Genomic DNA, 19457 nt, shown 5'->3' on the forward strand with positions numbered 1-19457 from the left:
GCGAATGACAAGACTGTAAGTCAAAGAAGACCTGTCGTCTTTTTATTACTCCTTTCGACATTCACATATTAACCTCTACAAAGCGTCAAACAAGAAACCTCTCTCGCTCCTCGATCATACAAAAGGCTTCCAATTTGCCTAACAGTAATTCCTGTCGTATACACATCATCCACGATTAAAACGTGTTGCTCATGAAACATCTCTTCTCCCTGAAAATAAAAAGGATTAACTCCCGATATCCTTTCTTTACGCTTCTTCTTACTTTGTTTTTCTGTTTCTATTCTTCTTAATGATGTACACAACATTTTGATAGGCAAACAAGAAGCTAGTAACTCCGCTTGATTAAAACCACGCTCGTATTCTCGCTCTTCACTAAGAGGAACCGGAATGGCAACTGAAACATTCGCAAAATATTTTTGAAAAAGACTTCGAAAAGGCTGATGAAAAATATGCACTAATTCAGCATCTCCTCGAAATTTAAACTGTGCTAATATTTCTTTCATCCCTTCATCATACACATGCAACGAACGATTTATGAGAGACGGAAACCCCTGCTCGTTCGTCCACCTTATGCAGTCCATACAAATATCCCCGTTTTTATATTCAGCTGGTACAAGTTCTAAAGGCCGACCACACTCCTTGCAAATATCTCCTATAATATAGGAAAGTTTTTGCTCACATCTATCACATATATACTTTTTATGAAGCTTAACAAAAAAAGTGTACCAACTAATCGCATATGAAATATACTCATCACAAAGTAGACAATGCATCAATCTATCAGTCCTTGTTCTTTAGCATTCTTATTCATACTTTGAATATGTTTTTTCGCACGAACCATCGCCTCTGTCTTTCCATAATGAAAATAGATAACATCTCCATGCGGTTCATCAGAGCTTCTGCCAGCACGCCCTGCAATTTGAACGAGAGCACTTTCTGAAAATATTTCTTCCTCAGCTCCTAAAACTGCAACTTGCAAATTTTTAACAGTTACTCCTCGTTCCAAAATCGTCGTTGTAACTAATAAAGGGATTTCTCCTTTTCTGAAAGCTGCTACCTTCTCTTTTCTCGCCGGATCTTCTGCATGCACACCGTCAATTTGATTGTTTAATGATTTTAATAACTGGCTAATTTCTTCTACATATCGCACATGAGGAACAAATAGAAAAATGGGGTATCGTTTCGATAAGTACAGATTTAACCATTGTAATAAAGCACGAGGAATTTTTTTACGTATAAGACCCTTTTTCCAATTTCCGCACCACTGAAATATCGGAACTGGCAATGGATGACGATGGTATCGCCCTGAAATAATAACCCCTTTTTGCTTACCACTTCGCAACTTACGCTTCCACTTTTCATCTGGAGTTGCAGTTAAATAAATACGTGCTGCCTTCTCTTTCATCGCTTCGTTTACTGCATACTGCAACATCTTATCTGCATGATACGGAAAAGCATCTATCTCATCTACAATCATGACATGGAACGCCCTATAATAACGTAACAATTGATGTGTAGTTGCAACGATTAACGCCGCATCTTTTTCTCGGTCTAAACTCCCTCCGTATAAAGCAGCTACATTTATATTTGGAAACACTTCTTGTAATCTTGGTGCTAATTCAAGTACTACGTCCGTTCTCGGCGTTGCAATACAAACTCTTTCTCCCTTTTGTAGCGCCTCTGCAATTCCGCGAAACAACATTTCTGTTTTTCCAGCCCCGCACACCGCCCAAATAAAAAATGATTCTTTCTGCTTAACAGCGTCAACGACACTTTGCGCAGCTAACTCCTGACCGTCAGACAAAACGCCTTCCCACTGTAACGGATTCAAATAACTTTCTCCGCTTATTTCAGCAATCCCGCGAACAAGTACAGTACATTCACTTACCCTGCCCATCGTTATACATTTCCGGCAATACGTACATACTTCATTGCACCTTTTACATAGCAATGATACAAATAGTCGCTGCTCTATATTTCCGCAGCGCTGACACATATATTTTGAAGACTTCTTAATTACCCCTTGCACACAAACGACGTCTCGATTCCTTTTCAGATGATCCAATTTATTCTGCAAATCTGAAGAGAGTTCTTCTAACAGTAACTGTCTACCAGCTAACATCATCAATAGCCACCTCCAGCACTACTATAAATCCTTCTCTTTATCTCGTAAAAACTCAAAAAAGCCGATAACCTACTTATAAAATAGTAGGCTATCGACTTTATACACGTTTTTTATTCAATTATAAATCCTATAATCTACCGTAACCTAAGAAATGCTTTTGGTTGTAGCTACTGCTTAAGCTAGCGTAAGCAATCCCTTTATCACCTGCATGAATCATCTGGTCGTTACCAACGTAAATACCGATGTGAGATGGACCTGCTTTATAAGTACCTTGGAAGAATACTAAATCTCCAGGCTGTGGGCTACTTACTTTCGAAACTGAGTTCCAGTAACCTGCAACGTCTTGACGACCTACACCATAAATGTAAGAAATAAATCCACTACAGTCAAAACCACCGTTTGATGGAGATGCACTTCCCCAAACATATGGCTTACCTAAGTATTGTTGCGCTTTACCAATTACGCCAGGAGCCGGAGTTGGACCTGGTGCTGGCTCTGGTTTTTTGTTTTCTTGTTTAGGTGTCTCTTTTTTAGGCTCTTCTTTTTTAGGTTCTTCTTTTTGAGCTTGTCCAGCATTGTTTGCTGGTGCAGCTTGTTCTGCAGGCGCTTGCGCTGGTGCAACTTGTTGAGCTTGTGCTTCTTTAGCAGCTTGTTCTGCTTGTTTTTGAGCAGCAGCTTCTTGTGCAGCTTTTTCTTGCGCTTCTTTTTCAGCGATTTGTTGTAATTTTAATGCCTGTTGTTCAAGCTCTTTCAATTGACCTTCCGTACTTGTCATTGTAGTTACAACTGTATCCATTTTACCGCTTAAATCGTTTACTGCTGTTGCTTTTTTCTCTTTTTCAACGTCAAGTTCTTTCTTAGCAGTTTCAATTTGAGCTTGTGCTTCTTTTAATTCTTTTTGTTTTTCTTTTACTGTCTCAACATCTTTTTTCACGCTCGTTTGATCTTCTTGTTGTGTTTTCATGATATCTTCGTCAGATTCCATAATTTTAGACACAGAAGCTAAACGATCAACTAAATCTGCAACGTTTTTAGAGTTTACAAGAACTTCTGTTACAATGTTCGTATTTGGCTGTTCTTGTAGTGCAACTAAACGTTTTCTTAATAACTCTTCACGTTTTGCAATCTTTGTTTGTAGTTCTGCAATATCTTTATTTTTATTTTCGATTAATTGCTCCGTATCAGAAACTTTTTTTGTTGTTTCATCAAGTTTTGAAGCGTTCTCTTGAACAGACTTATCCAAACCTTGGATTGTTTTGTTTAAGTCATTCATTTGTTTTTGTAATTCATCACGTTCTTGTTGTTGTTTATGTAAAGTATCATTTTGTGTGTTAATTTGTGATTTCACGTCAGAAATTTTATCTTCTGCAAATACATTTGGTGTTAGCCCAGAAAACATTAACCCTGCAACTAATGCGCAAGATGCCATTTTTAGCTTTTTCATTTTATTTTTTACACCGCTTTCTTTTTTTCATTTTCCGTATATAACCTATTAAAATTTATACCATAATTCGGGAGTTTTTTTGCTAATGTTACGGTTTTGTAAAATAAATGTAATATTACATTTATCTCTATAGCAAAGTATATCTAAATTTGTATATATATGTAGAATTTCAAGAGCCTTACACCGTTTTTTATAGAATTGAAAAAAAACGTAAGGGAACCCCTTACGTTTTGAAAATACTCCAATATGAATGAAATAGAAACGTTACTTCATCCATTTCTCAGCCCAATTTTGGACCTCATCCATAACACTTTCCAACGCTTTCCCTTTATCAGTTACACCGTACTCTATTCTAACTGGTACTTCTGGGTAAACATTACGAACTACAATACCTTCGCCTTCTAATTCCTTTAAACGTTCTGACAACATACGATCGCTCATATTCGGTATAATATCTGCGATTTCTCTGAAACGTTTCGGCTCTTCGAGCAAAGATTTAATAATTAAGCCAGTCCATTTCTTACTAAGCATTGTAAAAGCTGACTCAAACTTTGGACATAAACAAGAATTATGCTCCATATGTTTCACCTCTCTTCTATTATAATATAGTTTCTTGTAAAAAGTAAGTAATAAAACTTTCCTCATTATTTAATTTTACATACATTTTACCATTTCCAAATATTAACTTGTCAAATCCCCGTAAAATACCCGTAAAAAAACCCTCTTCAAGTAAGAGAGCTTTTATATCTTTATCACTTCGTATACCAACCTAAACCAAGCGCACCTTCACCTAAATGCGTCCCAATTACAGCTCCGAAATAACTCGTACGAATTGTAACATGAGGGTATATCTCTTCTAATTCTTGTTTCCATTCATTAGCTTCCTCTTCACGATTCGCATGAATAATAACAGCTTCCATAGGCACACCTTTATTTGCCTGCTCATCAAAGATTTCAACGATACGCTTTAACGCTTTTTTACGCGTACGAATTTTTTCGAATGGAATAATTACTTTATCTCTAAAGTATAATACTGGTTTTACCTGTAACAAACTACCAATGAAAGCTTGTGCACTATTTAATCTTCCACCACGTTGTAAATGATGTAAATCATCCACTACAAAATAAGCATCCATCGTTTGCTTCATTTCATCAAAGCGAGCGATAATCTCTTCTGGGGCTTTCCCTTCACTTACTAATTTTGCCCCTTCACGCACGTAAAACCCTTGTACTTCACAACTAATTTCAGAGTCGTACGTATATACATCAATACCATCTACCATCTGTCCAGCTGCCGTTGCTGTTTGATATGTACCACTAATTCCACTGGAAAGGTGAATGCTAATAACTGCATCATATTCTTTAGATAACTCTTCATATAACTCTAAAAACTTTCCAATTGCTGGTTGCGAAGTTTTCGGAAGTTCCTCTTGTTCACGTACCTTTATATAAAAATCATTTGCTGAAACTTCAGCCTCTTCTTGATAAGATTCCGTTCCAAACACAACGTTTAATGGAATCATATATATATTGAGTTCGTCACGAATATGCTTCGGTATATATGCTGTACTATCGGTAACAATAGCTGTTTTCATTTTCGTACCTGCCTTATAAAAAATTTTTATCCCCTAATTTTACACGAAAACTAGAAAAGGTGCATCCATACATAAAAATGCCGGCTAGAAACTACAATCACTCGCTCGACAAATTACAACAAAAAGATAAAATACTCACCAAAAATTTCAACATATTTGTAAAAAATGTTTGAATATAAAAACGCTCGCTTTTAAAATGTAAAGTACTAGTTATTTTGAAAGATAGGGGCGTATACCATTGTTATTACAATATTTAACAATAAAAGGCTATGGAGAGCACGAAATTGTGATTCAAAAATCAAGATTCATTTGCTATGTGAATCGCGCCACAACGGAAGAGGAAGCTCAAACATTTATACAAAAAATAAAAAAACAGCATTGGAATGCAACACATAATTGTTCCGCATATTTAATCGGCGAACAAGATCAAATTCAAAAAGCGAACGATGACGGTGAACCGAGCGGCACAGCTGGTGTGCCTATGTTAGAGGTATTAAAAAAACGAGGTCTAAAAGATACTGTCGTCGTCGTTACGCGCTATTTTGGCGGCATTAAACTTGGTGCTGGCGGATTAATTCGCGCATATGGAAAATGTACAAGTGAAGGTCTTAACCATGTAGGCGTTGTTGAACGAAAACTAATGCGCGTTATGCAAACAGAAATTGATTACACTTTACTTGGCAAAGTTGAAAATGAATTACGCAATTCAGAATATGCTATTAAAGATATACATTATCTAGAAAATGTCACATTTGATGCGTATGTAGAAGAGGACAAAAGACAACCATTCACAGATTGGATGATTGAATTAACAAACGGGAAGTGTACAATTAAAGAAGGAGATATGTTGTACTTAGAACAAGGCGTTGTCTAAGAATAGCTAACGTCTCGCCTTTAAAGATTAATGTAGTGAATTAATTCCCTACAAATGAACTAAGGAGATTATATATGGAAGAACGTTATAATCATCTCCAAAATAGCAGAATAAAAAAGAAACGTAGAAGAAAACTTTTCTTCTTTCTTATTTTCGCATTTTTATTTGGTAGCGTAGGACTTTATATGTTAAATTCCTACTCTTCTCTCATGGGGATGTACAGTGGATTTAACCGTGAAAAATCGGATTTAAGAGCCGAAGATGTAGAAATTACAAAGGAACCTTTTACAATCCTCATTATGGGGATTGAGGATTATGCAACAGACGGTCAAAATGGTCGTACAGATTCATTAATGTTTGCGACAGTCAATCCGAAAACTCAAAAGGTTTCGCTTATGAGTATTCCTCGTGATACTCGCGTTCCAATCGTTGGAAAGAACAAAGAAGACAAAATTAACGCTGCGCATGCTTACGGTGGAGAAAAAATGGCAATCAAAACTGTCGAAGATTTTCTAAAAGTTCCTGTAGACCATTATATTAAAATTGATTTCCAAGGATTTAAAGGGATCGTTGATGCTGTTGACGGTATTACCGTTGATGTCCCCTTCGATTTCTGGGAACGCTCTGACGTGGATTACTATAAAAAAATCCAATTTAAACAAGGTCAACAGAACTTAAATGGTGAAGAAGCACTCGCATACGTCCGTATGCGAAAGCAAGATCCTAACGGTGATTATGGTCGAGCTGCTAGACAAAGACAAGTACTGGCTGCTGTTGCCCAAAAGCTAAACTCTGCTTCTACCGTATTTAAAATTAAAGATTTAACAAAGGTAGTTGGAAAATATATAAAAACCGATATTCCTATTTCAGACGGACTTGCTCTTTACAATAAAATCTCTGGATTCGACCCTTCTACAATACAAACGTTAAAACTTGAAGGAGAAGACAGAAAAATTGGCGGTATTTATTACTTCCTTCCAGATCCAATCAGTGTAGAGACTGTACGTAACGAAATTGAAAAGGAAATAGGAGAAAAAGCCAAAGTTCCAACAGAGACTACGAAAAATGAGAATACAAATTCCGATTCAAATTCTAACTCCAGCGCAAAAGCAAAGAAGGAGCCGAGTGAGAACAAAACACCACCGCCTCCTCCCCCTTCTACAAATGCTCATGCAGAGTGGATTATGAGGAATCATGAATAAAAAAAGAGCCAAATCGTATACGATTTGGCTCTTTTTATTTCACGCAATTGTTGTTACTTCTTAAAGTGTTGTAAAATCGCTTCTACAATACGCTCAGATGCACGACCATCGCCGTAAGGGTTAGATGCTTTCGTCATCTTATCATGAGCTTCTTTATCAGATAACAACTCATCAGCAAGACCAAAGATTGTCTCTTCATCTGTTCCTGCTAATTTCAGCGTACCTGCTTCAATACCTTCTGGGCGTTCCGTCGTATCACGAAGGACAAGGACTGGCACACCTAGTGATGGTGCTTCCTCTTGTACACCACCAGAATCAGTTAACATTAAGTATGAACGAGCTGCAACGTTATGGAAATCAATTACATCTAACGGCTCAATTAAATGAATACGGCTATGCTCGCCTAAAATATCATTCGCTATTTCGCGAACAACAGGATTCATATGAACAGGGTATACAACTTGTACATCTTCGTGCTTATCAACAAGACGCTTAATTGCACGGAACATATTGCGCATTGGTTCTCCTAAATTTTCACGACGGTGTGCTGTCATAAGTACAAGACGATCATTTCCAAGTTTCTCTAACACCGAATGGCTATAAGTTTCTTTTACAGTTGTCTTCAGTGCATCGATCGCTGTATTTCCTGTTACGAAAATGCGTGACTCATCTTTATTTTCTTTTTGTAAGTTCGTTGCTGATTTTGTTGTAGGTGAGAAATGAAGATCCGCCATTACACCTGTTAGTTGGCGATTCATCTCTTCTGGATATGGAGAATACTTATCCCATGTACGAAGTCCTGCTTCAACATGTCCTACTGGAATTTGATTATAAAAAGCAGCTAAGCTTGCAATAAATGTCGTCGTTGTATCACCATGCACAAGTACGATATCAGGCTTCGCTTCTTTCATTACTTTATCTAAACCTTCTAAACCACGTGTTGTAATATCGATTAACGTTTGACGATCTTTCATGATATTCAAATCGAAATCTGGCGTAATTCCAAAGATATTTAATACTTGATCTAACATTTGACGGTGTTGTGCTGTTACAGTCACAATTGATTCAATCTTTTCTGGGTGCTTTTGCAACTCTAATACAAGAGGTGCCATTTTAATTGCTTCTGGTCGTGTCCCGAAAATTGTCATTACTTTTAAACGTTCAGTCATTTCATTGCCTCTTTTCTTTCACTAGTTAAAACTTCTATTATCGCATATAAAAATATGCATGTGAAAATACACTTTTTAACGCACCTGAGAAACATTACTATTACAGGCGCCTTTTCGCCCAACTGAGTAATAATCTAATCCATGCTTCTCGGCATCCCCATTAGTATAACAATTTCTCCCATCAAATAGAATAGGTTCCCTCATAAGCTGTGCATACTTTTCTAGCGGATAATTTCGAATTGATTCCCATTCTGTTACGATAAAAACTGCATGCGCCTCTCTAATCGATTCATCTATACACTCAGTGTATCGTATCGTATTTCCAAATAAACTTCTTACATTTTGAATAGCTTGCGGGTCATATAAAACCACATCCGCACCTATATTAATTAATTCCTCTATTATAATAAGAGATGGCGCTTCCCTAATATCGTCAGTATTCGGTTTGAATGCTGCACCAAGAACCGCAATTCGCTTCTTCTTCATATCTATAATTTTCTTCGCTTTTTCAACTAACAACAACTGTTGTTTATTATTCACTTCAATGACTGCTTTCAACAAGCGAAAATCATGAGAAACATTCCCTGCAATTTGCACAAGTGCTTTCGTATCTTTTGGAAAACAAGATCCTCCATATCCGATGCCTGCATTTAAAAAAGATGCACCAATTCTCTTATCCATCCCCATCCCTGTAGCTACATCTACTATATCTGCACCCACTTGCTCACATATATTAGAAATTTCATTAATAAAACTAATCTTCGTAGCTAAAAAAGCATTAGATGCATATTTAATCATCTCAGCACTTCGAATATCTGTAATATACGTTTGTAAGCTTAATTTACTGTACAAATTCTCTACTTTCCTTGCAGCTTCTTCACTACATGATCCAATTACGATACGATCACCCTGAAAAAAATCATAAATACCAGAACCTTCTCTTAAAAACTCTGGATTCGATACAATATATAATTCATGTCTACCTTGTAGTTTATCCTCAATCCATTCTCTCATTACATCATTTGTCCCTACAGGAACCGTACTTTTCGTAACAACAATAATATCGTTATTCACATATGTTCCAATATCATCACAAGCGCTACGAATATACGTTAAATCTGCTGTTCCATCTAATAAAGATGGCGTTCCAACTGCAATAAATATAAACTCTACATCATTAAATGCCGTTGATTTACTTGTTGTAAAAGTTAAATGATTATTCTCGTATGCTTCATTTATTAATTCACTTAACCCACATTCATAAATAGGTAACTCGCCTTGTTTAATCCGTTCAATTTTTTCACTATTTATATCGAAACATGTGACTGAATGTCCCAATCTCGCCAATCCTACTCCCGTAATCAATCCAACATATCCGGTACCTATTATCGTAATTTTCATTTTCCTTTCGCACAGGAATATACCTAAGAAAATATACGAATACACAGAATTCTCCCTGTGCTTCCCCCTCTCACACTAAAAATGAGAAAACTCTTTCATTTCTTTATTATATGAATTGTTTTTTTATTATTTTTTAAGATTTTGTAAAGTTAAATGATGCAATATATACAAAATGTAAATTCCCACATTTTAACACGGAACTTACTCAATTTTACGTGCAACACTTATAATACTGAAACAAAAGTCATCGCTATATGAGAGGGAAGTACAATGTCACATTACAAGCCACAATATGAGATCAACCTTCTCTAAGGACACAACATTCCATATCCAATTGTCATATATTCTATTCACTCCCCTTTACAGCCGAAAGAAAAAAAGATTGAATTCTAATCTTTTTGTGATACCATATGTTATGAGCCTGTAAATAAACATCATAATTTTCAGATAAATACAATTAGAAAAATTACGTTAAACTATAAAGGGTGGGGTATTAATGGACTCACAAGTGATTTATGCCATTTTGGCATCTTTCATCACTGTACTCGTCGTTACTCCTTTAGTTATTAAATTAGCTTTCAAAATAGGAGCAACAGACAAGCCAAATGCGCGTAAAGTACACCAAAAAATTATGCCTCGTCTTGGCGGGTTAGCAATTTTCATCGGTGTAGCCGTAGGATTTGTTGTCGGTGGATTGTACGAACAAAGAATGTTATCGATAACTTTAGGTGCTATCATCATTGTTATCATCGGGATTTTAGATGATATGTACGAACTATCTGCGAAGGTAAAATTCGGTGGACAACTATTAGTTGCCATCATGATTGTAAAAAGTGGATTATTAGTGCAAGTATTATATATTCCAATTCTCGGAGATACTGAACTCGGATGGCTTGCTTATCCAATTACTGTATTTTGGATTGTAGGTATTACAAATGCCATCAACTTAATTGATGGATTAGATGGATTATCCGCAGGGATTTCATCTATCGTACTTGCAACGCTAGCATATATGGCCTTCACTAGCCCATGGGGTACTGGAGCAGCTATTATATTACCTCTAGCACTGATTACATTAGCAAGTACAATTGGATTTTTATTCTACAACTTCCATCCAGCAAAAATTTTCATGGGAGATACAGGAGCACTATTTTTAGGATACTGTATTTCTGTTATATCGTTACTTGGATTATACAAAAGCGTAACGTTATTCAGTTTTATCGTTCCAATCATTATTTTAGGTGTACCTATATTTGATACGACATTTGCAATTATCCGCCGTATCGTAAATAAAAAGCCTATTTCAGCACCTGATAAATCGCATTTACATCACCGTTTGCTTGCAATGGGATTCTCTCATCGTAAAACGGTACTAATTATTTACGCATTGGGTATTTTCTTTAGTGTAAATGCAATTATTTTCAGTAGTGCAACATTATGGTTATCCATTATTCTTCTTTTCATTTTAATCTTCTTTACAGAAATCATTGCTGAAGTAATCGGTCTTGTACACGAACGTTACAAACCAATTATTTCCTTCTATAAAAAAGTGAAAAAACGCGAAGACTAATTGTAGTATAGCCTTTACTATTATGAAATATTCAAATAGCATCCTCTTTTCATAAGAGGATGCTATTTTTTATTTTTTAATCCTTATTCCCCATTTCCAAAATATAGATTGTTTGAGAGTGCCTCTATTGGAGAAAGATATACGTATAACGAAAAAAGTATCAAATTTTCATTTTTACATCTTGATTGTCAAACTGAGGGTGAATGTTATGATCAAGCGATTACTTCAATGTATAATTTTATTTTTAACTATTACTATGTACGCATCATCGAATACAAAAGCAACTACAGACATTCAAGTAAAAGATTACCAAAGTATTCAAACTACCTCTCCTACAACAAAAATTGCGTACTTAACATTTGATGACGGACCAAATAAATACACACCACAAATTTTAAATATTTTAAAAGAGAAGAACGGAAAAGCAACTTTCTTCGTTATTGGCGGAAAGGTGCCACATTATAAAAAAACGATGGAGCGATTGATTAAAGATGGACATTATATCGGTCTCCATAGTATGTCGCATGATGTAAAACGTCTTTATACTGGCGATCCATCTGTTTTAATTGCAGAAATGGAGCAAACCCAAAACATTGTCCAGCAAGTTACACATTTAAATACACATCTCGTTCGGGTCCCATACGGTAGCATGCCTTACTTAAAAAAGAATTACCGTGATGCACTCGTATCTGCCCAGTATAAAATGTGGGATTGGACAATTGATACATATGACTGGAAAAGCTATGATAATCCTTCCGCAATACTAGAAAGGGTACGAAATCAAAGCGATGAACAAGTAGAGGTTATTTTAATGCATGATTCTAGTGTCACAGTGCAAATACTCCCAAAAGTAATTGATTATTTACACTCACAAGGATATAAACTATTTCCCTACAATCCATCTTCCCATCTCGAAGTGAATTTTTGGAAAGACACAAGATTGTAACAGCTTTAGTGCCTATGTACTAAAGCTGTTTTATTTTTCTCTTCCCACACTTCTCATTTTTGTGTAGAATTTTAAATAGTGATGAAGTTTCGAGGTGAATAGAAATGAAACGAATAGATCTCATTTTTAACGCAATACAAAAAGGGAATTATACAGAAGGTATAACAGCATCAGAACTCGCTACACTTCTACAGCTAGACCGTGCAAATGTTAGTAGCGATTTAAACAAGCTTGTGAAAGATAATCGTTTATTAAAAACGAGTACACGCCCTGTCCGTTTTTATATAGAAACGAACACTTCATTGGAAACGCATTCAACAAAGGGCACTTCATTAGATACATTTGCTATTGAAAATACAAGCCTAAAAATTGCAATTGAAAAAGCAAAAGCTTCTATTCTTTATCCTCCAAACGGTATGCATACTTTACTACTTGGAGAAACAGGTGTCGGAAAATCGATGTTCGCTTCTTTAATGCACGAATACGCAATTGAAGTGGAACAACTTCCAAAAGATGCACCTTTTATCGTCTTTAACTGTGCTGATTATGCAAACAATCCACAACTACTACTTGGACAGTTATTTGGGATAAAAAAAGGAGCCTACACAGGTGCCAGTGATCAAAAAGGGTTAATTGAAAAAGCACATGAAGGAATCCTCTTCTTAGATGAAGTACATCGCCTTCCTCCAGAAGGACAAGAGATGCTCTTCACATTTATTGATCGCGGAGTATACCGCCGCCTTGGAGAAACGGAAAATGAACGTAAGGCACGAGTGTTGATTATTACTGCAACAACCGAAGAACCAAATTCATTTTTATTAAAAACATTTACAAGACGTATTCCGATGACCGTTACGCTTCCACCACTTCGTGAGCGAACACATAAAGAACGGTTTGCTTTACTGCAACTATTTTTCACAAATGAAGCAATTCGTCTAAGGAAAGAGATTCATGTTAGTCCAAATACAATGCGTGCTTTCGTCTTTTACAATTGTCCAAATAACATCGGTCAATTGAAAACGGACGTACAAATTGCCTGTGCGAAAGCTTATTCTGATTTCGTAACAAAAAAACGTGATTCTGTCTGTGTTTCAAGTACAGATTTACCTTGGTATATGAAAGAAGGATTATTTATTGAAAGAAAGAGCCGTCATCTATATCAAATACCAAATGAAACATTTGTATTTACAGGTGATGAAGGTTGGAGTAAACATACAATAAAACCCGAAGGAAGTCGCTCTTCTATTTACGATTATATTGATTATAAATATGAAGAACTTCAAGCACGCGGCATTGAAGAGGAAGAATTAGAATTACTAATAGAAAATGATATTCAAAGCTTTTTCGTCCAATACTTTAACCAAATATCTAAAAAAACAAGTCATGAAAATGTTTTTAAAATTGTGGATCGTAATATCGTTTCCGTATGTGAAAAAATTGCGGAACTAGCTGAAAAATATTTATCTAAAACTTTCGATGAAAAAGTATTTCTCGCTTTAAGTTTACATGTACAGACAACTCTACAACGTTTACAGGGCGGGAAACAAATTCACCACCCACAATTAAATCAAATTCGTACGAAATATAAAGAAGCTTTTTCCGTAGCTATGCAATGTATTCAGCTATTAGAAGAAGAATTACAAATAACAATACCTATTGATGAAGCTGGCTTTTTAACAATGTTCTTCGTTGTTGATCCAATTCCTGCCTCACAAACAGAAGTAAAAGTATTAATATTAGCACACGGTAATGGCATCGCAACAGAAATGGCAAACGTTGCAAACGAACTTCTCGGTATTGATGAAGTAACTGGTATCGATATGCCCTTGCATGAATCACCAAAAGACTTCTTAGAGCGTGTTAAAGTGTATATGAAAACACTTCAAAATGTAAACGGGCTTCTTTTACTTGTTGATATGGGATCTCTCGCTTATATTGGTGATATATTGGAAACTGAATTCAAAATCCCTGTACGTGTTCTTTCCATGACGAGTACACCACACGCACTAGAAGCAGCTCGAAAAGCTCAGCTTGGCTATTCATTAGATGCACTATACGAAACAGTTAAGAACTTAACGCCGTTCTATTTAAACGTACAGGAAGAAAAGAAAAAGCCACTATCGCCAATGAAATCCGTGATTTTAACAGCTTGTTTAACTGGCGAAGGAAGTGCTTTAGCAATTCAAAAAATGTTAGAGAACTATTTACGCTTTGATAAAGACTTAATTGAAATTATTCCGATTAGCATCGTTCATGAAAAAGATTTAACGAAAATGATCGAGAACATAAAAAAAGAGCGTAATATCATTTGTATCGTCACGAATTTCGATATGCAAATACCTTGCTTAACATATCATTTCCAAGACATTGTGAACTACACAGCTATTCAACCAATTCAAGAATTGATTACGTATGAAGAAACATATGCAAAAATGGCTGATATTCTTGAACAACAAATGCAGCGTAACGATGGAGCATTACTTATTAAAACAATTCGTTATGCATTAAATACAATTCAAGAATTGATTTCTTTACAGCTAACTCCCGACAGTTTAATGGGTGTGATTTTGCATATGAGCTGCATGGTTGACCGTCTTCAAAAAGGTGAAAGTCTCCTCCCTCATCCTGATAAAGAGAAACGAAGACAAGATGAGTACTGGATGTATATGAAAGTGAAAAAAGCATTGCAACCTATTGAAAATACATTTGAAATACAAATCCCAGATGACGAAGTATTTTATATAATGGACTTCTTCATTAAAAATCAGCCTGTAAAAAATTAAACTAGGCGATATTATAGCACTCTATATAATTAGAAAAGGCTGTTCCAAAATGTTTTTTGGACAGCCTTTTCGCTTACTTCTTTACTTCCCTTATTCTCCCCCTTATTTCTCCCTTTTTATTAGATTTCGTATTAACATTTACATATACATTTGCCTGCATTATTTCTTGAAACAAGCTGTCAAATGCTCTCCCCTGTAAAGGCCCTTCAAAATCCTCTACTCTAGCTACACCAGTAACGACTCCTTCATTCACACTAATTCCTTGCTCTAACGGACCAAACAAACTTAAAATAACTGGACCAATTTGATTCGCTTTTCCTAAATGAATTTGGCATGACGTGATTTTTTTTATATTTTTTAATATGACCCGATATTGCAACTTCTTTAAATCTTCACTAAAAATGAGCTCTGTTACACCGTAAGCTTCTGTATTTACAGGAGGTACTTCCCTCTTCCCTGTTAACCTAGCAAAGAAATGTGTTGTCATACGGGCATTCTCCTCATATAAATTTCCCAGCACTACTTCTACTACTTTATGGTTTAGACATAATCATTTATGACTTTTTCAAATTTTAATTACGAAGAAAAGATTCACACAATCTTTACATTAAAATCGTTTCTTTTGCTTTACTCCCTCTTGTATAATGCACTTAGAAAAACAGTCTAGGAGGAAATTTTGAAAAATAATAACTACTCTTTCCAATCATTAATAGAGATTTTTCTCGTATCATTTAAATTAGGACTTACTTCATTTGGTGGTCCCGTCGCCCATCTTGGTTATTTTCATCATGAATACGTGCAAAAAAGAAAATGGATGGATGAACGAAGTTACGGAGACTTAGTAGCGCTATGTCAATTCCTTCCTGGCCCTGCTAGCAGCCAAGTCGGTATGGGAGTTGGCTTATTACGCGGCGGATTATTAGGAGCCATTATTTCATGGATCGGATTCACTCTCCCATCTGTGCTCGTTTTAGTTTTCTTCGCTTCATTTCTTAACCAATTCGAGCTTGGAAGTACTGGCTGGATTCACGGACTGAAACTTGTAGCGGTCGCAATTGTCGCTCATGCAATATGGGGAATGGCTCAAAAGTTAACACCAGACCGAAACCGTGCAACAATCTCAATTGCAACTGCCGCAATCGCCCTATTATGGCCAAGTAGCTGGACACAAGTAATTCTCATTATAGTATCTGGTTTCATCGGTTGGTTTTTATATCGTGGCCAGCCAGTTAGCCACGCTCATAAAATAAACGTACCTATTTCAAAAATGGTAGCCATATCTTGTCTCGTCTTATTCTTCGGACTATTAATACTGTTACCGATGTTACGACCATACTCTTATTTCATCTCTTTATTTGACAGCTTCTATCGCTCTGGTGCACTTGTATTTGGCGGAGGGCATGTCGTACTTCCTCTTCTTGAAAGTGAGTTTGTACAAAACGGGCTGATGACAAAAGAACAATTTCTTGCTGGATACGGATTAACACAAGCAGTGCCAGGGCCACTATTTACATTCGCTTCTTATATAGGAGCAGCGCTAAATGGAACCGCCGGAGCAGTTGTTGCAACGATCGCTATCTTTCTTCCTGCCTTCCTGCTCGTTGTTGGCGTTTTACCATTTTGGGACAGTGTAAGGAGAGTATCTTACATACAAGGTGCACTACTTGGAGTAAACGCAGCCGTTGTCGGCATTTTACTTGCAGCTTTTTATGATCCAATTTGGACGAGTACAATTATGAATTCTGTAGATTTCGTTTTTGCTTCTCTTCTATTTTGCTTACTCGCTTTTTGGAAAACACCACCTTGGGTTATCGTTATAATCGGGGCCTTCGGTGGATATGTTCTATCCATTTTGTAAGCACAAAAAACGACGGCCCCATTTAGCCGTCGTTTTCCTATTAAAACTTCACAAGCTCCATTCCCTCAGGCAGCTCACTCTCCGTTAAAATACGCAACTCTTTCACGCGATCCATTACATAAGAAGAACGTTTCACAAGCTCTGGGTCAATATAAGCTGGATGCACCATAATTTCTACCGTTTGCTCGTCCTGCACTCTTTCCTTTAACTTCACAAAGTAATCTTCCGTCACACCGTCAGCGTAAAAGTCACTGTAAAACACATCTGAAAATGGGTGCACCGCTCGCTCTTCTTCACAACGACGAATTGGAACATTATATTTACTTGCTAATCTCTCAAGAACGTCGTGTAAAAGCGGTAATCCATGCACGTGATGATGACTATCTAAATGAGTTGGTGTTAATCCGTAAGATAAAAACTTCTCAATTTGAGCAGTCCATTCTTTTTCTACCTCTTCTGGATTTATATTTCCTTCCCATACAACACTTTGTTTATGAAACAATCCATCGCTACTTACAAGTGATGGAACGTCTTTAAGAAGCGGTTCTCCTGCCGTTAATACGAGATGAACTCCTATCCCTAACGTTTTATACTCTTTCGCTAAGCGTACGGCATGCTCTGTCCCTGGCATATTCATCATTATCGTCGTTGAATTTACAATCCCGTTTTTATGTCCATCAATAATTCCGTAATTTGTACCTTCCGTAAGACCGAAATCATCTGCATTTACAATTAGTTTAATCATCGCAATACCTCCTACTAGAATTAAAAAAAGCGGGCTAAACAGCGCCGCTTCTTATTTCTCTATCTTCTTAAAGAATTGTGGAAGATGTTCTTTATGTGCTTCCAACATTTCATCTAAAATTTGTTTTGCAACTTTATCTGATGGTACAAGTGGGTTAATTGTCATAGCAAGCAGCGCCTTATGATAATCCCCTGTAACAGCAGCTTCAATTGTTGTGCGCTCAAATGATTTAATTTGCTGTACTAAACCACGAACTGGTACTGGAAGATCTCCGACCGCAATTGGTTTTGGACCTTCTTTCGTAATAATACAGTTCACTTCAACAGCCGAATCATGTGGCAAGCTTGCAATTGTTCCGTTGTTTCGTGTATTAACAGGCTGGATATCACCTTTATTATTGTAAATAGACGTAATTAAGCTACATGCTGCGTCACTATAATAAGCTCCGCCGCGCTTTTCTAATTGTGGTGGCTTAATATCTAAATTCGGGTCTTTATATAGCTCGAATAAATCATCTTCTAATTGTTTTACTACTTCTGCACGTGTACCTTTTTCAATCGAAGCTGTTTTCTCTTCTTCCAACATTTCACGTGTTTTATAGTAGTAACGATGATATGGACACGGAATTGCACGAAGACCGCGAATAAAGTCTGGCTCCCAGTTAAGCGCAGCAATGTTTTCCATCGTAATTTGCTTTTCTGGATCTGTTACAAGTTCTAATACACGATCCATTACGCTTACGCCATCCAAGTATACATCTAATCCGTATACCATATGATTTAAACCAGCGAAATCAACGTGTACCCGGCTTGCATCTACTTCAAGTAATCTTGCAAGACCCATACGAATTCCGATTGGAACGTTACATAGACCAACTACTCGTTGAATGTTCGTGTAGCGAAGTACAGCTTCTGTTACCATACCAGCCGGATTCGCAAAGTTAATTAACCATGCATTCGGACAAAGTTCCTCCATGTCCTTACAAATATCTAAAATAACAGGAATCGTTCTCAGCGCTTTGAACAAACCACCAGGACCATTCGTTTCCTGACCAATTACATCATATTTTAATGGAATTGCTTCATCTTTTGCACGTGCTTCTAACAAACCAACGCGAAGCTGCGTTGTTACGAAGTCAGCATCTTTTAATGCCTCACGGCGATCAAGTGTTAAATGAATATCAATTGGTAAACCTGATTTTTTCACCATACGTTTCGCTAAGTCACCAACGATTTCTAACTTCTCTTTTCCTGCCTCAATATCTACTAACCAAATTTCACGAACAGGAAGCTCGTCATAACGTTTAATAAATCCTTCAATTAACTCTGGTGTATAACTAGAGCCACCGCCGATTGTAGCAATTTTAATTCCAGTCATGCTTTATTCCCCTTTCGCTTCTAGCTTTTTATAAAGGTCAATAAATTCTGCCGCTAATTCTTTTACCGTAATAGAATTCATTAAATGATCTTGCGCATGAATTAAAAGAACACTAATCTCTGTTTTTTCCCCTCTTGCTTCTGATTGTATGAGCTCTGTTTGGAAATGATGCGCTTCATTAATCGCTTCTTTCGCCTTTACCATCGCTTCATCAGCTTCTGCCATTTTCCCCTGTTTGGCAAATTGAAGTGCCTCCATTGCAAAGCTTCGTGCATTGCCACTATTTAAAATCAATTGGAATGGAATTTGTTCTGCTGTAGTCATCATAATTACCGCCCTCTCTATTATGGTTCAACCGATTTAAATAC

General features: G+C 36.6%; 17 protein-coding genes. 6 read left to right on the forward strand and 11 right to left on the reverse strand.

The genetic code is table 11. The features are described from left to right. Positions 1-68: 68 nt before the first annotated feature. The 5 genes from JFT95_RS23510 to JFT95_RS23530 form a co-directional block, all read right to left on the reverse strand. On the reverse strand, positions 69-773 hold the full coding sequence (locus JFT95_RS23510) for a ComFC family protein (RefSeq protein WP_078175854.1): 705 nt from the start codon (positions 771-773) through the stop codon (positions 69-71). Beyond that, the gene (gene comFA, locus JFT95_RS23515; protein WP_193652142.1) at positions 773-2122 is read right to left on the reverse strand and encodes an ATP-dependent helicase ComFA; all 1350 of its coding nucleotides are present in this window, start codon (positions 2120-2122) and stop codon (positions 773-775) included. The genes JFT95_RS23510 and comFA overlap by 1 nt, the downstream gene beginning before the upstream one ends. A 130-nt stretch (positions 2123-2252) precedes the next feature. Further along, on the reverse strand, positions 2253-3569 hold the full coding sequence (locus JFT95_RS23520) for a C40 family peptidase (RefSeq protein WP_201053350.1): 1317 nt from the start codon (positions 3567-3569) through the stop codon (positions 2253-2255). A gap of 264 nt (positions 3570-3833) precedes the next feature. Then, complete coding sequence (locus JFT95_RS23525) at positions 3834-4148, reverse strand: winged helix-turn-helix transcriptional regulator (RefSeq protein ID WP_002089608.1); 315 nt, start codon at positions 4146-4148, stop codon at positions 3834-3836. Between the two features lie 173 nt (positions 4149-4321). Beyond that, a complete protein-coding gene (locus JFT95_RS23530) occupies positions 4322-5164 on the reverse strand; it encodes a DegV family protein (RefSeq protein ID WP_002016143.1) in 843 nt (280 codons plus the stop codon). A 238-nt stretch (positions 5165-5402) separates the two neighbouring features. Between JFT95_RS23530 and JFT95_RS23535 the strand changes: the two genes are divergently transcribed. After that, positions 5403-6038 carry a YigZ family protein gene (locus JFT95_RS23535; protein WP_002143754.1) on the forward strand — a complete coding sequence of 212 codons (636 nt, stop codon included), beginning with the start codon at positions 5403-5405 and terminating at the stop codon, positions 6036-6038. 74 nt (positions 6039-6112) lie between these two features. Continuing rightward, the gene (locus JFT95_RS23540; RefSeq protein ID WP_201053352.1) at positions 6113-7240 is read left to right on the forward strand and encodes an LCP family protein; all 1128 of its coding nucleotides are present in this window, start codon (positions 6113-6115) and stop codon (positions 7238-7240) included. Between the two features lie 53 nt (positions 7241-7293). On the opposite strand, the gene wecB is transcribed toward JFT95_RS23540, so the two are convergent. Continuing rightward, positions 7294-8409 (reverse strand): non-hydrolyzing UDP-N-acetylglucosamine 2-epimerase, encoded by a 1116-nt coding sequence (gene wecB / locus JFT95_RS23545; RefSeq protein WP_002034751.1) that lies wholly within the window; start codon positions 8407-8409, stop codon positions 7294-7296. 75 nt (positions 8410-8484) lie between these two features. After that, entirely contained in the window at positions 8485-9855 is a 1371-nt protein-coding gene (locus JFT95_RS23550) for a UDP-glucose dehydrogenase family protein (RefSeq protein ID WP_201053354.1), read from the reverse strand. A gap of 451 nt (positions 9856-10306) precedes the next feature. Between JFT95_RS23550 and JFT95_RS23555 the strand changes: the two genes are divergently transcribed. The 3 genes from JFT95_RS23555 (at position 10307) to JFT95_RS23565 (ending at position 15109) form a co-directional block, all read left to right on the forward strand. Then, the gene (locus tag JFT95_RS23555) at positions 10307-11380 is read left to right on the forward strand and encodes a glycosyltransferase family 4 protein (protein ID WP_000378307.1); all 1074 of its coding nucleotides are present in this window, start codon (positions 10307-10309) and stop codon (positions 11378-11380) included. 208 nt (positions 11381-11588) lie between these two features. Continuing rightward, entirely contained in the window at positions 11589-12326 is a 738-nt protein-coding gene (locus tag JFT95_RS23560; RefSeq protein WP_201053356.1) for a polysaccharide deacetylase family protein, read from the forward strand. A 104-nt stretch (positions 12327-12430) separates the two neighbouring features. Beyond that, positions 12431-15109, forward strand: coding sequence for a sigma-54-dependent transcriptional regulator (locus JFT95_RS23565; protein ID WP_002034748.1), 2679 nt, complete (start codon positions 12431-12433; stop codon positions 15107-15109). A gap of 73 nt (positions 15110-15182) precedes the next feature. Here the strand turns inward: JFT95_RS23565 and exsM are convergent, their stop codons facing one another. Beyond that, on the reverse strand, positions 15183-15596 hold the full coding sequence (gene exsM, locus JFT95_RS23570; RefSeq protein ID WP_002166452.1) for an exosporium regulatory protein ExsM: 414 nt from the start codon (positions 15594-15596) through the stop codon (positions 15183-15185). A gap of 189 nt (positions 15597-15785) precedes the next feature. Between exsM and JFT95_RS23575 the strand changes: the two genes are divergently transcribed. Continuing rightward, the gene (locus tag JFT95_RS23575) at positions 15786-16967 is read left to right on the forward strand and encodes a chromate transporter (RefSeq protein WP_201053358.1); all 1182 of its coding nucleotides are present in this window, start codon (positions 15786-15788) and stop codon (positions 16965-16967) included. A 40-nt stretch (positions 16968-17007) separates the two neighbouring features. On the opposite strand, the gene chbG is transcribed toward JFT95_RS23575, so the two are convergent. From chbG to JFT95_RS23590, 3 genes are read right to left on the reverse strand one after another with little or no spacing between them, the layout of a single operon-like run. Further along, complete coding sequence (gene chbG, locus JFT95_RS23580; protein WP_201053360.1) at positions 17008-17712, reverse strand: chitin disaccharide deacetylase; 705 nt, start codon at positions 17710-17712, stop codon at positions 17008-17010. A 51-nt stretch (positions 17713-17763) separates the two neighbouring features. Next, the gene (celF, locus tag JFT95_RS23585) at positions 17764-19089 is read right to left on the reverse strand and encodes a 6-phospho-beta-glucosidase (RefSeq protein WP_078177887.1); all 1326 of its coding nucleotides are present in this window, start codon (positions 19087-19089) and stop codon (positions 17764-17766) included. 3 nt (positions 19090-19092) lie between these two features. Beyond that, positions 19093-19416 (reverse strand): PTS lactose/cellobiose transporter subunit IIA, encoded by a 324-nt coding sequence (locus JFT95_RS23590; protein ID WP_000989054.1) that lies wholly within the window; start codon positions 19414-19416, stop codon positions 19093-19095. Between the last annotated feature and the right edge of the window lie 41 nt (positions 19417-19457).

The sequence above is a fragment of the Bacillus sp. TH17 genome, from assembly GCF_016651125.1.
Classification (GTDB): domain Bacteria; phylum Bacillota; class Bacilli; order Bacillales; family Bacillaceae_G; genus Bacillus_A; species Bacillus_A mycoides.